This is a genomic window from Mycobacterium gordonae (genome assembly GCF_001417955.2).
Classification (GTDB): domain Bacteria; phylum Actinomycetota; class Actinomycetes; order Mycobacteriales; family Mycobacteriaceae; genus Mycobacterium; species Mycobacterium gordonae_B.
On sequence record NZ_LKTM01000001.1, the window covers coordinates 18,962 to 34,919 of the forward strand.

General features: G+C 64.2%; 14 protein-coding genes. 7 read left to right on the forward strand and 7 right to left on the reverse strand.

Annotated elements, in window-relative coordinates:
- The 3 genes from AO501_RS00095 to AO501_RS00105 are packed head-to-tail and all read right to left on the reverse strand — an operon-like array spanning window position 1 to window position 3,414.
- Complete coding sequence (locus AO501_RS00095) at window positions 1–1,416, reverse strand: wax ester/triacylglycerol synthase domain-containing protein (RefSeq protein ID WP_055576113.1); 1,416 nt, start codon at window positions 1,414–1,416, stop codon at window positions 1–3.
- Window positions 1,397–2,293, reverse strand: coding sequence for an alpha/beta fold hydrolase (locus tag AO501_RS00100; protein WP_055575761.1), 897 nt, complete (start codon window positions 2,291–2,293; stop codon window positions 1,397–1,399). The genes AO501_RS00095 and AO501_RS00100 overlap by 20 nt, the downstream gene beginning before the upstream one ends.
- Window positions 2,294–2,313: 20 nt before the next feature.
- On the reverse strand, window positions 2,314–3,414 hold the full coding sequence (locus tag AO501_RS00105) for an NAD(P)-dependent alcohol dehydrogenase (protein WP_055575762.1): 1,101 nt from the start codon (window positions 3,412–3,414) through the stop codon (window positions 2,314–2,316).
- Window positions 3,415–3,837: 423 nt separating this feature from the next.
- On the opposite strand from AO501_RS00105, the gene AO501_RS00110 reads away from it, so the two are divergent.
- From AO501_RS00110 to AO501_RS00140, 7 genes are all read left to right on the forward strand, one after another.
- Window positions 3,838–5,352, forward strand: a complete 1,515-nt coding sequence (locus AO501_RS00110) for an HAD-IB family hydrolase (protein ID WP_055575763.1) — start codon at window positions 3,838–3,840, stop codon at window positions 5,350–5,352.
- A 5-nt stretch (window positions 5,353–5,357) separates the two neighbouring features.
- Window positions 5,358–7,211 carry a 1-acyl-sn-glycerol-3-phosphate acyltransferase gene (locus AO501_RS00115; protein WP_197419721.1) on the forward strand — a complete coding sequence of 618 codons (1,854 nt, stop codon included), beginning with the start codon at window positions 5,358–5,360 and terminating at the stop codon, window positions 7,209–7,211.
- A gap of 84 nt (window positions 7,212–7,295) precedes the next feature.
- A complete protein-coding gene (locus AO501_RS00120; protein WP_055575765.1) occupies window positions 7,296–8,090 on the forward strand; it encodes an enoyl-CoA hydratase-related protein in 795 nt (264 codons plus the stop codon).
- Window positions 8,091–8,092: 2 nt separating this feature from the next.
- Window positions 8,093–9,220 (forward strand): acyl-CoA dehydrogenase family protein, encoded by a 1,128-nt coding sequence (locus AO501_RS00125; RefSeq protein WP_055575766.1) that lies wholly within the window; start codon window positions 8,093–8,095, stop codon window positions 9,218–9,220.
- A complete protein-coding gene (locus AO501_RS00130; protein WP_055575767.1) occupies window positions 9,220–10,110 on the forward strand; it encodes an SDR family oxidoreductase in 891 nt (296 codons plus the stop codon). Before AO501_RS00125 ends, AO501_RS00130 begins: the two co-directional genes overlap by 1 nt.
- 15 nt (window positions 10,111–10,125) lie before the next feature.
- Window positions 10,126–10,584: a MaoC family dehydratase gene (locus tag AO501_RS00135; protein ID WP_055575768.1), complete on the forward strand. Its 459-nt coding sequence runs from the start codon at window positions 10,126–10,128 to the stop codon at window positions 10,582–10,584.
- A gap of 98 nt (window positions 10,585–10,682) precedes the next feature.
- Window positions 10,683–11,453 carry a FadR/GntR family transcriptional regulator gene (locus AO501_RS00140; RefSeq protein ID WP_055575769.1) on the forward strand — a complete coding sequence of 257 codons (771 nt, stop codon included), beginning with the start codon at window positions 10,683–10,685 and terminating at the stop codon, window positions 11,451–11,453.
- Window positions 11,454–11,480: 27 nt separating this feature from the next.
- Here the strand turns inward: AO501_RS00140 and AO501_RS00145 are convergent, their stop codons facing one another.
- Genes AO501_RS00145 through AO501_RS00160 form a run of 4 tightly spaced genes read right to left on the reverse strand, consistent with a single transcriptional unit; the run spans window position 11,481 to window position 15,836 of the window.
- Window positions 11,481–12,122 carry a 3-oxoacid CoA-transferase subunit B gene (locus tag AO501_RS00145; RefSeq protein WP_055575770.1) on the reverse strand — a complete coding sequence of 214 codons (642 nt, stop codon included), beginning with the start codon at window positions 12,120–12,122 and terminating at the stop codon, window positions 11,481–11,483.
- A 49-nt stretch (window positions 12,123–12,171) separates the two neighbouring features.
- A complete protein-coding gene (locus AO501_RS00150; protein WP_055575771.1) occupies window positions 12,172–12,918 on the reverse strand; it encodes a CoA transferase subunit A in 747 nt (248 codons plus the stop codon).
- Window positions 12,919–12,939: 21 nt separating this feature from the next.
- Complete coding sequence (locus AO501_RS00155; protein WP_055575772.1) at window positions 12,940–14,133, reverse strand: acyl-CoA dehydrogenase family protein; 1,194 nt, start codon at window positions 14,131–14,133, stop codon at window positions 12,940–12,942.
- The gene (locus AO501_RS00160; RefSeq protein ID WP_055575773.1) at window positions 14,133–15,836 is read right to left on the reverse strand and encodes an AMP-binding protein; all 1,704 of its coding nucleotides are present in this window, start codon (window positions 15,834–15,836) and stop codon (window positions 14,133–14,135) included. The genes AO501_RS00155 and AO501_RS00160 overlap by 1 nt, the downstream gene beginning before the upstream one ends.
- Window positions 15,837–15,958: the final 122 nt, after the last annotated feature.

Genomic DNA, 15,958 nt, shown 5'->3' on the forward strand with positions numbered 1-15,958 from the left:
TCAGTCTGCCTTCGCCAGATCGAGCACCTCGTCGAAGCCTTCGCGTAGGCAGGCCGAGAACGCCGCGGCGTCGGTGACGGCCTCCGGGTCGAAGTTGACCGCAATGCAACATGTTCCGTCGTACGTCACCATCGCAACCATTGCCGGGATGCCCGGACGGGGGCCCATCGGATAGATACGGGTTACCCGCGCACCTGCCAAGTACAGCGGACGACCGATCGCACCGAGGTTGGAAGCCTGCATGTCGGACAGGCCGGTCATCTCACCGGCGATGCGAGTCAGGACGATCCCCGGCAGCCGGCTCAGCACCGGTGCAAGAAGGTCGAGGAATCCGAGGGCGGGCTCCATGCGCGCGTCGGCGATGAACTCGTGGATCGCGGCGATGCGTGCTTTGGGATCCGGTTCGCCGACCGGCGCCACGAACCTTGCGGCGGCGAACCGGTTGGCGCCCATCGGATCGGCGTCCGTGCGAAGGCTGACCGGAATTGCCATCGGCATGGAATCGATTGTCAGGGAAAGCCTTTCGTGATAGCGGCGCACCCCGCCGAGGAGGGCGGCGAGGAAGGCGTCGTTGACCGATCCTCCGGCCGACCGACCCGCGGCTTTGAGCTGGTCGAACACTACATCGAAGGTGTCCAGCCGATAACCGGACCCGCTGCCCGTCAGTGCGGGGGAGTGGGGTGCATCCGGCGGTGACAGCACTCGCCGCAGCGACATGGCAAACTTGACCGCGCCGCTGGTGGTCCCTACCGGGTCGCCGACAAACTGGCCTGCGAGGTGGAGGGCTTCGCGCAGCGCACCTCCGGGGGCGTTGACGACCTTCCCGGCCAATCGATTGAGCAGCAATCCTTCCGGCGACTCCGTCGGGCGCGGGTCGGGCACCGGCCGCTCGTCGGCGGGCCCGGGTTCCCGGCCGTGTCCATGTGCCAGATCCAGCAACTGCAGCAGGCCAATCCCGTCACTCAAACAGTGATGGGGTTTGAAGAGGTATGCGGCCTGACCGCCGGAGAGGCCCAGCACCAGCAGGGACTCCCAGGGGGGACGCTCGGGATCGAGCGGTCGGGCGGCGAACTGTGCTGCCAGCGAATGCAATTCGGTCATCGACCCGTCACCGGGCAGCCGCACCCGTTGCAGGTGGTAACTCAGATCGAAGTGGGGGTCGGGAGACCACGCCGGCGCCACCAGGGACACGAGCGGTTCGACGATGCGTTCGCGCAGTCGCGGGACCCGCTGGGTAAACCGGTCGTGGGCGGCGACCAGACGGTCCCAGTCAGGCTCGGTGTCGAGCAACTCGACCATCACCCCGGTGGACCGGGTCCGATAGTCACCACCGGTGCGCCACATCAGCGCTTCCCAGGCACTGAGGTCTTGGCCGCCACCCCACGAGGCGAGCACGTCAGCTTCGTCGCTGGACATCGTCACCCTCCCTGGCCGCCGAGGCCGTGACGCCGTCGACGCCGCGGGTTACTTCCAGGATCAGATCGGCGACGCGCGCCGGATCGTCGGACATCGGAACGTGTCCCACTCCGCTCAGGCGGATGAGCTCCGCCCCCGGCAGACGTTCGAGCATCGGCGAACCGAAGTGCTTGAACGGCAGCACACGATCCTGCTCGGCCCACACCAACCTGACCGGGTAGTCCCGTTCGGCGGGTAACGGCTCGACCGGGTAGAGGTGAAGCACCCGCAGCAGCGGATCGACCACGGGTGAGTGCCCCGTTGCCTGGATAAGAGTCACCAACGTCTCCCGCGGCACCCGATGAGGGTGTGCGACCTGACCCGCCAGCATCGCCCAGCGCAGCAGCCGACGCTCGGTGATTGCTTCGGCCCGGAACGAATTGCGGGCCAGCGCGCTCAGCAAGAACCGGATGCTACGTGCTGTCACCCTGAGGCGCCGGTGCGACCGCCAGGCCCCGGCCGGGCTGAGCAACACCAGTGATTGCGCCCGTCCGCGGCGGGCCAGCTCGATTCCTATCCACCCGCCGAGCGAGTTTCCGGCGATGTGCACCTTTTCCAGACCCATGCGGTCGAGCTCGTTCTCGAGACCATCTACCAGCGCCCGGACCGATGGTGCGACTTGCGAATCCAGTGGCGGTCCGCCGGCGTGCCCGTGCAGAGTCGGCACGATCACCTCGTGGTGGGGTTCCAGATGCGGCAGGACTGGTGACCAGGCCCGCCAGATCGCCCCGATCCCGTGCAGCAACAGCAAGGGTGTTCCGGTTCCGCCGTGGTGGCTCGGGGTCAGCTCTAGCCGGGAGACCGCTGCGGGCGCCTTCCGGCGTGGGTTGTTCACCATTGATAGGTTTCGGGACTCGGTCAAGGTGTCAGCACGACTTTGAGGACCTCGCCCCGGAGCTGGGCGTCAACCGCCTCGTTGATCTGCGCCAACGGCATGGTGGTGATCAGCTTGTCGAATGGAAACTTGCCCTGACGGTAGAGATCGAGGAGATAGGGGATGAACGTTTGCGGGTCGGCATCGCCTTCGACAATGCCCCGAATGGTCAGTCCCAGCAGCGGCGGCTGAAAAAGTCCGACCGAGAAGATGGCCTGCGGATCGGGCGGTACGCCGATCAGCCCCAGCATCCCCCGCACTCCGAGAGAAGAAAGAAGTTGCTCCACGACGGAAGCCACTGCGGTGGTGTCGATGGCGTAATCGGCTCCCTCCGGAACGATCTGGCGGATCTGCTCGTCCAGTGGGCCGTTTTGCGGGTCGAGGGTATGAGTGGCGCCGAGCTCGGTGGCCAGCAGCCGCCGACTCTCGTGTAGGTCGACCGCGATGATCGAGGCGGCTCCACGTGCCGCGGCGGCCATTACCGCCGACAGACCCACTGCGCCCGCGCCGGTGATGACCACCGTCGATCCAGGCTGGACATCAAGCGAGTTGAACACAGCGCCGGCCCCGGTCTGAATGCCGCAGCCCAACGGCCCCACGAGTTCGACCGGTATATCCGCCGGTACCTTGACCACGTTACGTTCGTGGGCCAGCGCATGCGTTGCCAGCGAGGACTGACCGAAGAAGTTGGCTGCGAGTTTTGCACCGGCAGAGGCTAATCCGGATGACCCGTCGGGTCGGCTCCCGCCAAAGTTGTATTCGAGGAAGTTGTGGCAGTATGCAGGCTCCCCCTTGGCGCAATGGGGGCAGTTATTGCAGCTGTTAAAGCTGATCGCGACGTGATCACCAACGGTTACGGCGGTGACATCGGCCCCGACGGACACCACGGTGCCGCTGCCCTCGTGGCCGAGGACGCCAGGAAGCGGAAAGGGTAGGTGCCCTTCCTTGACGGCGATGTCGGTGTGGCAGATGCCGACGCCGGCGATCTGTACCACGATTTCATCGGGCCCCGGCTCGTGCAGGTCGACCTCGGCAAGCGTGAAGGGCTCTCCGACCTCCTGCACCACGGCGGCTGAGATCTGCATCCGATGCCTCTTTCCTGTTCTGCGGTCGTTTATTTCGACGTGACCGCCGGATGGAATCACCCATCGCCTGTCTGTGCATGCCGAGTTCACCGGCGGGACCTGGCATAGCAGTGCGAGACGGCGGTGCCGAACCCGACGCTGCGAGTGTGACCCACCGAGCCGCGCCACCGCGTCACCACATCGGGCAGTTCTCTGCCCCGCAGAAGAGGTATTTCGCCCCCACACCCTTGGCTGAGCAGGATCCGCTCTACATAGTGAGATGGTCGGGGGCCGCCACAAGCGTCCTGCCCCGGCACGATGCGGGTATGCCCTTTCCCTCCCCGACAACGGGGCATGCACTGCCTGGTGTCGGGCCCCCGTTTGTGGTCACGGAGACGATCTACTTCTGGGCCGGGCTCACGAAGAAGAAGAAGTGAGAATGAGATGACGGGTACGACACCGCCGGTGATCACCGTCGATGAACTCATCGAGCGCATCAAGATGGGACCCAGCGGCCGAAAGGTGGCCGCATTCTTCGACTTCGACGGAACCCTGATTCAGGGTTACTCGGCCGGCGCGCTCTACGCCCACCGCGCCCGCAATCTGGAACTGGGACCTGACGAGTTCGTCCGCACGCTGCGCGCCGCCCTCGGTGGACCCCTCACTGAGGAGGCGTTCAAAGATCTGCTGTCGCAGGGAATCCGGGGTTGGGTGGGCCGCACCGAGGACGACCTCATGGAGCTCGGGGAGCAACTGTTCGCCCAGGAGATCGCCGGAGCGCTCTTTCACGGAGCGTGGCGACTGGTGCGTGCCCACCAAAACCAGGGTCATACCGTCGTCATCGCGACATCCGCGACTCGCATGCAAGCGCAGCCGATGGCCCGCGAACTAGACATCGAGCACCTGCTGTGCACGGAACTCGAGTCGGCGCAGGGCGTGCTCACCGGTGGGATAGCGGGACGTCCGCCGTGGGGGGAAGGCAAACTGGCCGCGGTCAAGGAATTCGCTCGACGCCACCGCATTTCGCTGAAAGACAGCCACGCGTATGCCAATGGCGCAGAGGATGTTCCGCTGTTGGGCGGAGTTGGATTCGCGCACCCGGTCAACCCGGCGCCACTTCTGGCCCGCCGTGCCGCAGAACGTGGCTGGCCCGCGTTGTATCTCGCCGGCAAGCGAGGCCGCCTGCATCCGATGGCGCTGGCCCGGACTTCGGGGGTGTTCGGCGGCTTTGCCGCCGCCGTGGGTCTGGGCACCGTGGCTGGGGTGTTGACCAGGGACCGCCGCGGCGGGGTGGACATGGCTACATCGCTATTCGGCCGTCTCAGTGGGCAATTGGGGAACATTCGGGTCGAGGTCAGCGGTGAGCACCACACCGCTCATCGACCGGCGGTCTTCTTCATCAACCACCAGAGCACGCTCATCGATGCGCTGGTCACCTCGCGCGTCGTGCAACGAGGCTTCAGTGTCGTTGCCAAGGCAGAGGTCAAGCAGGTGCCGGTGCTTGGCCAGCTCCTCACGCTCGCCGACGTCGCTTTCGTGGACCGATCCAGCACGTCGAAAGCCATCTCGGCGATGCAGCCGGCGGTAGAGAAACTTCGCGCCGGGATTTCGATTGTCCTGGCTCCCGAAGGAACCCGATCACTGAGTCCCCGCATCGGGGTGTTCAAGAAAGGCGGCTTCCACCTGGCCCGCGACGCGGGGGTGCCGATCGTCCCGATCGTTATCCGCAATGCCGGCGAAATCATGTGGCGCAACGCAAAGGTGGCCCAGGAAGGCACCATAGAAGTCGTCGTCCACGAACCCCTTCCGACCACCAACTGGACCCGAGCCGACATCGATGAGTGGGTGCCTCGAATGCGCCAGTTGTACATCGATACCCTCGATGACTGGCCGGGCACCGAAGCGGGCAGGGCGTGGTCGGAATCGATTGCGCCGGCTGCCGGGGTGAGCCGGAAATGATTGCCGTGCCAGATCGCCTCGCGCGACTGCTGCGCTCAAACGGTAACGCCGGCACACAATCAGCAGCTGACAGCGCGACGCTTCTGGACTCAGACGGATTTCTCACGGCCACAGCGGAATTAGCGCCGCAATTGGGCCGGGATGTCGACGACGTGCGGGCCGAGGCCGCAACTTATGTGCGGGAGATGTCGGCAACTCATGTTCCCCCGGTGGTGCGGGCCTGGGAAGCGTGGTCGGCATGGATGGTGCGTGGCTTCCAGGTCGTCATCAACGACGATGACTTGGCCAAGCTGCGGGAGCTTGACCGCGACCATGCCCTGATCTTCTTAATCTCGCACCGGTCCTATCTGGACCAGTTCTCCTTTCCGCCACGCCTTGCCCGGGGCGGGATTTCACCGACGTTCGGACTCGGTGGCGCCAACCTCAACTTTTTCCCGCTGGGCACACTGGCCCGCCGAAACGGATTCATCCCGGTGCGCCGTGCTACGGGCGACGTGCCGGTGTACCGATTGGCCCTGCGCGCACTCGTCGGCCATATGGTGGCCAGTGGCCGCAATCTGGTGTGGTCGATCGAAGGAGGCCGGACCCGCACCGGCAAACTACGTCCGCCGCGATACGGATTGCTGCGCTATGTAACCGATGCCGTGGAATCCGTGCAGTCGGAGCAGACTCTTGCGGTTCCGGTCTCAATCCTCTTCGACCAGTTGCCGTTACACGAAGTGAAACTGATGGCTGCGGAATCACGTGGACTGCCCAAGAAGCCCGAGAACGCACGCTGGCTGCTCAGTTATGCACGAGGCCTGCGGCATCGCCTCGGACGCATCTACATCAACTTCGGGACACCGGTTCCCCTTTATGAACGCATGGTCGCATTGCGCGCCGAGGGTCTCAGCGATCGACAGATAGTCGAACGCATCGCGCTGGATATCTGCCATCGCCTCAACCAGACCACGCCGGTAACGGCGACGGCAGCCGTCTGCGTGGCGATGCTCGGCGAAGATCGAGCCCTCACTCTGGACGAAGTGTGCGCTACGGTTGCGCCGCTGGCCCGCTATCTGCGCGCCCGCGGCTGGCCCGTCGCAGGGGGCGCTGACCTCACCGACCGGGCCACCGTTTCGCAAACGCTGCACGACTTGGTCGGCTCCGGAGTGCTGACCTCCTACTCCGAAGGTCCTACGACCGTGTGGGGCATCGGCGAGGACCAGCACCTGATCGTTGCGGTGTACCGCAACAGCGCAATCCATGTCCTGGTGATGAGAGCGATCGCCGAACTGGCGTTGCTGGCGATCGTCCGAACCCCGGGGGCCACCAAACGCACGGGATGGGAGAAGGCGTTGGCCATCCGCGAGCTGCTGAAGTTCGACTTCTTCTTCGCCGGACGCGACGAGTTCGCTGACGAGCTATGGAACGAGTTCAGCATCATGACCGGCCGCAGCCATGATCCGAGCGCCCCACTCGACACCGAAGAGGCAGCGCGGAGTCTGCGTGAAAGCGATCTGCTGGTAGCCCATCTGGTGGTCAGGCCGTTCGTCGACGCCTACCGAGTGGTGTCTGAAGAGTTGTTGAATCTCGGTGCCGGTCGGGAAGTCGATGAGCAGACCTTGCTCCGCCGCTGTCTTCGCCTCGGCCGGCAATGGTCACTCCAACACCGCATCACCGAGGAATCGGTATCCGGTGAAATGTTCTCCACCGCAGTGAAAATGGCACGCCACCGGGGGTTGCTTGACGCCGGAGCACCCGACGTCGTCGAGCGTCGGGAGGCCCTCGTCTCCGAACTCGACGACCTCCAGCGGTCAATCGGTGAACTGGCTCAGATGCGCCGGTACTTCGCGACCGGTTTGCGAGGGGTGACTCAGTAGCATCAGCCGACATCGCTTTGGTAATATGGTAAGACCATAATCACTGCGGCTTCCAACCCGACTTTCAACGAAGAGAGGCAACCGATGACTGAGTTCAGCGACATTTCATACGAGGTCGACAGTGGCCTGGCCTGGATCACGATCAATCGGCCCGAGCGCTACAACGCATTTCGCGCACGCACCCTTGACGAGCTGATCCGGGCCTTCAAATTGGCGTGGGGGAGTCCAGAAGTCGGCGTGATCTGCCTGACCGGGGCCGGGGAAAAGGCCTTCTGCACCGGAGGTGACCAGAAGCAGCGTGCTGAGACCGGCGACTACGGACCGTCCGAAACCGGCTTGTTCGAGGTGGATACGCTGCATCGGGTCATCCGGGATGTGCCGAAGCCCGTCATTGCGGCGGTCAACGGGTTCGCGATCGGCGGCGGGCACGTTCTGCACGTCCTTTGCGACCTGACCATCGCCGCGGACACCGCGGTCTTCGGCCAGAATGGTCCGCGGGTCGGGTCCTTCGACGCCGGCTTCGGCACCGGCTACCTGGCCCGCGTGGTCGGTGAAAAACGGGCGCGCGAGATCTGGTTCCTGTGCCGCAGGTATTCCGCCCAGCAGGCGTATGACTGGGGGCTGGTCAACAAGGTCGTGCCGGCCGACCAGCTCAAGGCAGAGGTGCGGGCGTGGGCCGACGAGATATTGGTGCTTTCGCCAACGGCATTGAAAGTCCTCAAGCAGTCGTTCAACACCGACACCGAACAGTTCGCGTCGGTCGGTCAGATGGCGTACTCGACGCTGAAGATGTTCGGCGAGACGCCCGAAGCGCAGGAAGGCGTCAGCGCCTTCAACGAGAAACGCAGCCCCGAATTCGCTGCCTACCGGGGCAACTGAGCATGTTCACCCCCGAACAGCTCGAGTTCGCCGCCGCGATCGAGCGATTCTGCGCCGACTACTGCGGCACGGCGGTGCAGCGCGCGCAGCTGACTCAGGGGCTGTCGAACAGCCCCGAATTACTGCAGCGGCTGGCTGAACTCGGCTGGTTGGGGGTGTCGATACCCGTCGACTACGGCGGAGGTGGCGCGGGCATGGTCGAGGAGTGCATCTTCTTGGAGGAGACCGCGCGCGGCCAGGCACCGATCCATGCCTATGGCACCGGATTGACTGCGGCGCAGACATATTTGCGGCACGGCACCGAATCTCAGAAGAAAGAGGTCGTCGGCAACCTGTGCGCCGGCCACTTCGAGGCGATTGCGTTGTCCGAACCCGGTGCCGGATCCGACCTGGGTGCGGTGCGGACCCGGGCGGTCCGCGACGGTGACAACTTTGTCGTCAACGGCCAGAAGACCTGGATCACGGCTGCGCACCTGGCCGATCATCTGCTGGTGCTCACCCGTACCGATCCCAACGCGGGAAAGCATCGCGGCCTGACGTTGCTGTACCTCTCCACCGCAACGCCAGGACTCGACATCAAAGCGATCGAGACCATGGACGGCCACACCGTCAACGACGTGTTCTTCACCGACGTCGTCGTTCCCGCCGACAACGTGGTCGGCGGGAACGGCGATGCTTGGCACCGATTGATGCGCGGACTCAACGTCGAGCGGCTCATCATCGCAGCGATGTCGCTCGGTGCCGCCCGGCGTTCGCTGCAGGACACGATCGCTTACGTGCAAACCCGGGAACAGTTCGGCAAACCGATCGGCACCTTCCAGTCCGTTCGTCATCGATTGGCGGACCTGGCGGCCGAGATCGAATGTTGCCGCGCCTACGTCTATCTGGTGGCCGCTCAGATCGACGCGGGGCTGGAGGACCGGCTCGCGCGGGAGGGCTCGATCGCAAAACTGAAGTGCACCGAGGTGGCCAAGCGGGCCGCGCTGGAAGGTGTGCAATTGATGGGCGGCAACGGCTACAGCGTCGAATTCGGCATGGAAGCACAGGTGCGCAAGGCGCTGGCACCGCCGATCTACGGCGGCGCCAACGAGATTCAGCGCGAAATCATCGGTAAGAGTCTGGGGCTGTGATGAGCGTCTTCGATCCTGCGCTGTTGAACGGCAAGCGGATTCTGATCACCGGCGGCGGCACCGGACTGGGCCGCGGAGTGGCCGCGCATCTGGCCGCCCACGGTGCCCACGTGCATTTGTGGGGTCGGCGGGAAACCGTGTTGGCCGAAGCCGCCGCCGAGATTTCGGCTGGCCGTCCGGGAACCGTGCACTGGCAGCCGGTCAATGTTCGAGACTTCGACCAGGTCGACGCGGCCGTCGAACAGATATGGGACCGGCACGGCCCGTTGACCGGAGTTCTCAACAATGCCGCCGCGAATTTCATCGCACCCACCGTCAGTCTGAGCCCACGCGCGTTCGAGGCGGTCACCTCGACGGTGATGACCGGTTCCTTCAACACCACCTTGGCCGTCGGGAAGCGCTGGATCGCTCAAGGGCTGCCCGGGTCGGTGTTGTCGAACTTGACCACCTGGGTGTGGAGCGGTTCGGCCTTCGTCGTCCCCTCGGCCATGGCAAAGGCCGCTGTGCACGCGATGACGATGTCGCTCGCCGTCGAGTGGGGCCCCTACGGCATTCGCCTGAATGCGCTTGCGCCCGGGCCGATTCCGACCGACTACGCCTGGGAGATGCTCAATCCGACGGACAAGAGCTCCGTCGGCGCCACCCAGTCCGATCAGATTCCGCTGCGCCGTGCGGGGACCATCGAGGAACTGGCCAATCTGACGATCTTCGCGTTCTCCGACGCCTGCCCCTATCTCACCGGTGAGACGATCGCGATGGACGGCGGACAGCGTCTTGCCGGCCCCAACACCTTCGCCGGGCTGTCGGCGATGAGTGACGATGACTGGGCGCAGGCGCGCGAAGCCAGCAAGGCGGCGTCGGCGGCCGCCAAGTCCGCTCGTTCGGTGTAGTCGGAGCCGATAGCGATGCGCATCATCTCCTCCATTGACGAGGCCATCGCGGCCGTCGGTCAAGAATTCGGCGTCTCCGATTGGATCACCCTCGACCAGGACCGCATCGAAGCCTTCGCCGATGCCACCGGCGATCATCAGTGGATTCATGTCGATGTTGAACGGGCCCGGGCCGAAAGTCCTTTTCGCTCAACGATCGCGCATGGCTTCTTGACTCTGTCCCTGATTCCGGCACTGAGCAAGGCCAACTACCGTGTCGAGAATGCCAAGATGGGGATCAACTACGGACTGAACAAAGTGCGGTTTCTCGCACCGGTTCCGGCGGGCAGCCGAATCCGGGTCCGATCCGTCCTCGTCGGCGCTGCCAAGGTCAGCGACACCACGATCGACCTGACCGTCGGGCACACGGTGGAACTCGACGGCTCGGTCAAACCGGCGGCGGTGGCCGAGGTTATCGCGCGAATGGTGTTCTAGCCGCGGCTCGAGTGATGTCGAATACCCCGCGACCGTTAAATAGGCTAACCTGCAATAGGCCTTACCTTTACGCCAAAGTCTAGGCTGACGGAGGATCGATGGAAAACGGCGATACAGATTCTGCCCCAACGCGTTCTGCTGTCTTGCTCAAGCCAGTGGATGTCCCGAAGGCATCCGACGTGTTGGCACGTGAGCTGCGCGAGCGAATCCTCAGTGGCGAGCTGGTCGAGGGTATGGCGCTCCCTGCCGAGCGTGAACTGGTCAAGCAGACGCAGATGAGCCGGGCCACGGTGCGCGAGGCACTGCGCATCCTGGAGGTGCAGAACCTCGTCCGGGTTAGGGCGGGTCGCGCCGGCGGCGCTTTCATTCAGAAACCGACGACCAAGTCGATGGCGAGTTCGGTGAGCATGTTGATCAGGGGTCGGCAGATCAAGCTCGCTGACCTGATGGAGACGCGGGAAGCGTTGGAGCCGTTCTGCGCCGAGTTGGCTGCCCGCAAACGCACCGATGAGGATCTGGCGGTGCTCGACCGCGCCAACTCCGATATCGCAGATCCCGATGCCGACCTGTCGGCGTTTCTGCAAGCCAACCTCGACTGGCATGTCGGTGTGGCGGTTGCCAGCCACAACGAACTGTTGATCGGTTTCATGACCGCGCTGTCACAGGCCATTTACGCCGGAACTGAGAATGCGGCGTTCGTCGACGACACCGTGCGTACGGTCACGGCGCGCGCACACCGCTCGATCACCGCGGCGATCCGCAACCGAGACGCCGATACGGCGGCCAGGCGTATGCGTCGCCATGTGCACAGCTACGCCAAGGCAGCGTTAGCCGTGGACGATCGGGACGCGATCACCGTCGAGGACTGAGCGCACGCCGGACGTAGCGGGAGCGCATTACACCACGGCAGGAAGTACCAGGGGCGGTTCGGTTTTCGCGATAACCTCGTCAACGGTGACGCCGGGCGCGGTCTCGATCAGGTGCAAGCCGTCCTCGGCCACATCGATGACGGCGAGGTCTGTGAAGATACGTTTGACGCAACGCTTGCCGGTCAGCGGCAGCGTGCACCGGTCGACGATCTTCGCGCTGCCATCCTTGGCCGTATGTTCCATCATCACGAAAACTTTCGCGACACCGTGCACCAGGTCCATCGCCCCGCCCATGCCCTTGATCATCTTGCCCGGGATCGTCCAGTTCGCCAGATCGCCGGAGGCCGAGACCTGCATTGCGCCCAGCACCGCGATGTCGAGGTGTCCCCCGCGGATGATCCCGAACGAGGCCGATGAGGAGAAGAAGGCCGCACCCGACAGCGTGGTGACCGTCTCCTTGCCGGCATTGATCAGGTCGGGATCGAGGTCCTCGCGTCGTGGGTACGGCCCAACACCGAGAATCCCGTTTTCCGAATGCAAGACGACGCTGATGTCCGGGGGAATGTGGCTAGGGATCAGGGTGGGCAACCCGATGCCGAGGTTCACGTACTGACCGTCCATCAGTTCCGTGGCGACCCGCGCCGCCAATTCGTTTCGGCTCCAGCTCATTTTGCGCCACTCCTCCTCATGGCTGCGCCCTGCATCGTCGTCGGCGCGGTCACGGCCGCACCGTCTCCTTCTCGACCTGCTTAGCCGGGTTGGGAACATGCACCACCCGGTCCACGTAGATCCCCGGGGTGTGTACCTGGGCAGGGTCGATGTCGCCAGGTTCGACCAAATGCTCAACCTGAGCGATCGTGATTCGTCCCGCCACCGCGCAGTCCGGATTGAAGTTGGCGGCCGCGGCGTGATAGACGAGGTTGCCGTGCCGGTCGCCTTTGAAGGCGTGCACCAGTGCGAAGTCGGTGCGGATCCACCGCTCTAAAACGTAAGTGATCCCGTCGAATTCGCGTGTTTCCTTCGCCGGCGACGCAACCGCCACAGTACCGTCTGAATGGTAACGCCACGCCAGACCGCCGTCGGCCACCTGCGTCCCCACCCCGGTGGGTGTGTAAAAGGCAGGAATCCCGGCCCCACCTGCACGCAGGCGCTCGGCCAGCGTGCCCTGCGGGGTCAGTTCCAGCTCGAGTTCGCCGGCCATGTACTGGCGGGCGAATTCCCTGTTCTCGCCTACGTAGGAGTTGATCGTTCGCCGGATCCGCTTGTGTTGCAGCAACACTCCCAGCCCGATCCCATCGACGCCCAAATTGTTCGATACCGTCTCCAGATTGCCGACCCCAAGGTCCAGCACCGCTGCGATCAACGCCTGCGGTATGCCGCACAGGCCGAATCCACCGACGGCCAGCGACGATCCATCCCTCACGTCTGCAACAGCCTCTGTCGCTGTTGCTATGACCTTGTCCATCGTCACACCCCTCCTCGCCGCTCAGTCCCTGGGCATGCCGAGAATGCGTTCGGCGACGATGTTGCGCTGAATGAAGGTCGAACCCCCGGCGATGGCGGTTCCCCTGGCCTGATACGCCAGCCGGAGCCATCGCTGCCGGGACTCAAGTGATGAATCGGCGCAACCCTTTTCGGCGAGTGCGAATTGTCCGCCCATCTCGTCGAGCTCCAACCCGAAATCGGCGATGTCTTCTACCAATGGGCAGAAGTACAGCTTTCCGATTGATGTGACGGGTCCGGGCGGTCCGTCTCCGGCGGCGCCGGCGATGACCCGCTGTCCGATCAGGTAGTGCACCAAAGCGCGCCCGTAGAGGTCGGCAATGCGTTGGCGTACCAGTGGGTCGGCACCCAGGGGGGTGCCGTCATCGGCTGTGAGGCTGCCGATTTCGCCAATGAGATCGTTGACTGCGCCGGTGGTGTTGACCCGGCCGGTGGCGATGGCGACACGCTCGAACGCCAAGGTTCCCATTGCCACTTGCCAACCACCGTCCACCTCCCCGAGCACACGGTCATCGGGGATGAACACCTGGTCCAGGAACACTTCATTGAATTCGGACTCCCCTAGCATGTGCGCCAGGGGGCGGACGTCCACACCGGGGCTGTTCATGTCGAGCAGGAAATAGGTGATTCCACGGTGTCGTGGTCCACCGCCGCTGCGGGCCAACAGGATTGCGTGGGCCGCCAGTTGGGCCCGGCTCGTCCAGATCTTCTGGCCCTGGATTCGCCAGCCGCCTTCGACTTTGGTCGCAGTGGTGCGCAACGAGGCCAGGTCCGATCCGGCCTCAGGCTCGGAAAACAATTGGCACCAGATCTCCCTGCCGGTGAGGATGGGCCGCAGGTACCGCTGCTGTTGTGATGGGGTGCCGAATTGGATGATCGTGGGCCCGGCGAAGTCCTCGCCGATGATGTTGAGCCGCTCGGGGGCGCCCGCCCGGTCGAGTTCCTCGTTGAACACTGCTCGCAGCTTGGCATCGGCGCCGCCCCCGCCATACTCGCGCGGCCAGGACAGCCCGGCGTATCCGGCGTCATACAGCAGCCGCTGCCAGGTGCGCCAGTAGTCGAGCTTGTCCTCGAGACGTGCGGGTTCGGTTCCGCCAAGAAGCGGCAGCGCGCCTTGCAGCCAGGCGCGGGCCCGGCTACGGAACTCCGCCTCTGCGGGACTGTCTTTCAGCTCCATCAGGAGGCGCCCGCCGTTTGATGCGCCGGCGCGGCCTGCGCTCGTAGGCGTCGTTCAATCTCCCGGCGCAATTCGTGTTTGAGAACCTTGCCGGTGGCCGTCATCGGCAGCGAATCGACGACCTCGACGCGCTCGGGCGTCTTCTGGATCGGCATGCCCCGCTCGAGCAGAAACTCGCGAATTTCATCGACGGTCGGCGCGTCGTGGCCAACGGCAGCAACCAGAAAGCAGCACACCTTTTCACCCAGCCGCTCGTCGGGCATGCCCACCACGGCGGCGGCGTGCAGCGAAGGATGGTGGGCCAGATGATCTTCGATTTCGCGGACGCTGATGTTCATGCCACCGCGAATGACGATGTCTTTGGTCCGCCCGGTCACCCGGACGTAGCCGTCCTCGGTCATCGTTCCCAGATCGCCGGACCTGGAAAACCCGCTGCTGGTGAAGAGGGCCGTTGTTTCCTCGGGACTGGCCAGGTATTCGATCATGTGCGCGGGGCCGCGGTAGGCGATGTCACCCTCGATACCACGAGATACTTCATCGCCGTCGGGTCCGACGATCCTGACTTCCGCCCCGGGCAAGGCGCGGCCATCGGAGGTCAAGGCCCGGGACACGTCGTCAGTCACTGAACATGTTGTGGTAACCAGGTTTTCGCTGCGACCGTACAGGCTGAGAACTTTGACATTGGGGAGTTTCGCGCTGGATCGCTCGACGACGGCGGCCGGTATGGGTGCACCCGCACACGTCCACATGCGCAACGTGGACAGGTCATGGCGTTGCGCGTCGTACTCCGACAGCAGCGTGTGCAGGAAGGTCGGGGCGGTGACCGCGGCAGTGCAGCCGAAGCGCTGGATCTCATCGATGGCGCGTGCCGGATCCCACTTGGCCATAACGTGTGTCGACGCGCCGGCCAGCAGAGGCAGCAACACGCTGGTGACCAGCCCGGTGGTGTGGGCGATCGGGGAGGGGCCGAACTGGACGTCGTTCGCGGTGTAGCCGAATGGCTCGATCAGCGAACGGGACCCCGAGCAATAAGTGTTGAAGGTGTGCACACACCCCTTTGATCGCGAGGTGGTCCCAGACGTGTACACGATGACAAACGGGTCGTCTGCGCCGGGCGGGTCGCCCAGTTCTGCCCGCGCGCTGTCGTCGTCGGTGTCGGCTTCCAACTGGCTGAGGGTGAACACGTTCGGGTGCGCCCGGGCGGCCTGCCCGCCTGTTGTATCAGGCCTGGCGACGACGATCCTGAGATCCGAATCATCCTCGCGGAGAGTGAGATACATGCCCAGATAGTCGAATTTGCCGAACTGCTCCGGAGTGAACACCGCACGTACACCGGCATTCGACATCACGTAGGCGACGTCTTCATGCCGATAGATCGGCATGATCGGCACCATGATGACGCCAAGCCGCGACAACGCGGTCAGCACCTGGATGAACTCCACCCAGTTGGGCAACTGAACGGCGGCGGTGTCGCCGCGTCGCAAGCCCTGCCGGTGTAGCCCGACCGCCAGGCGTTGGCCGGCCTTGAAGAGCTCCTTGAACGTCAGTGATCGGGTTCCGTCGGTGGCGAACACCTTGTCCGGGGTTTCCTCCACGCGCCGGACCAGCAGGTCGTGGAAGGTGTCAGTGGACCACAGGCCGGTTCGGTAGTAGTGGTCAATCTCGTTGCGGCTGTAGCGGACTGTGTAGGAGCTCGGCTTCATCGCATTGTTCCTCGGCTCAGGGGATCCGCCTGCGTGGGATGGGCCCGACGGAGTCATAATCATCGAATTGTAGAATGGTCAGACCGAAACGGCAAGGACGGCAATTGCGCTGGAAGCACAAC

Coding starts and splice junctions, on each gene's coding strand:
- AO501_RS00125 (WP_055575766.1), top strand. CDS start 8,093: ATGTTCACCCCCGAACAGCTCGAGTTCGCCGCCGCGATCGAGCGATTC.
- AO501_RS00105 (WP_055575762.1), bottom strand. CDS start 3,414: ATGCAGATCTCAGCCGCCGTGGTGCAGGAGGTCGGAGAGCCCTTCACG.
- AO501_RS00095 (WP_055576113.1), bottom strand. CDS start 1,416: ATGTCCAGCGACGAAGCTGACGTGCTCGCCTCGTGGGGTGGCGGCCAA.
- AO501_RS00150 (WP_055575771.1), bottom strand. CDS start 12,918: ATGGACAAGGTCATAGCAACAGCGACAGAGGCTGTTGCAGACGTGAGG.
- AO501_RS00100 (WP_055575761.1), bottom strand. CDS start 2,293: ATGGTGAACAACCCACGCCGGAAGGCGCCCGCAGCGGTCTCCCGGCTA.
- AO501_RS00130 (WP_055575767.1), top strand. CDS start 9,220: ATGAGCGTCTTCGATCCTGCGCTGTTGAACGGCAAGCGGATTCTGATC.
- AO501_RS00160 (WP_055575773.1), bottom strand. CDS start 15,836: ATGAAGCCGAGCTCCTACACAGTCCGCTACAGCCGCAACGAGATTGAC.
- AO501_RS00135 (WP_055575768.1), top strand. CDS start 10,126: ATGCGCATCATCTCCTCCATTGACGAGGCCATCGCGGCCGTCGGTCAA.
- AO501_RS00145 (WP_055575770.1), bottom strand. CDS start 12,122: ATGAGCTGGAGCCGAAACGAATTGGCGGCGCGGGTCGCCACGGAACTG.
- AO501_RS00120 (WP_055575765.1), top strand. CDS start 7,296: ATGACTGAGTTCAGCGACATTTCATACGAGGTCGACAGTGGCCTGGCC.
- AO501_RS00110 (WP_055575763.1), top strand. CDS start 3,838: ATGACGGGTACGACACCGCCGGTGATCACCGTCGATGAACTCATCGAG.
- AO501_RS00155 (WP_055575772.1), bottom strand. CDS start 14,133: ATGGAGCTGAAAGACAGTCCCGCAGAGGCGGAGTTCCGTAGCCGGGCC.
- AO501_RS00140 (WP_055575769.1), top strand. CDS start 10,683: ATGGAAAACGGCGATACAGATTCTGCCCCAACGCGTTCTGCTGTCTTG.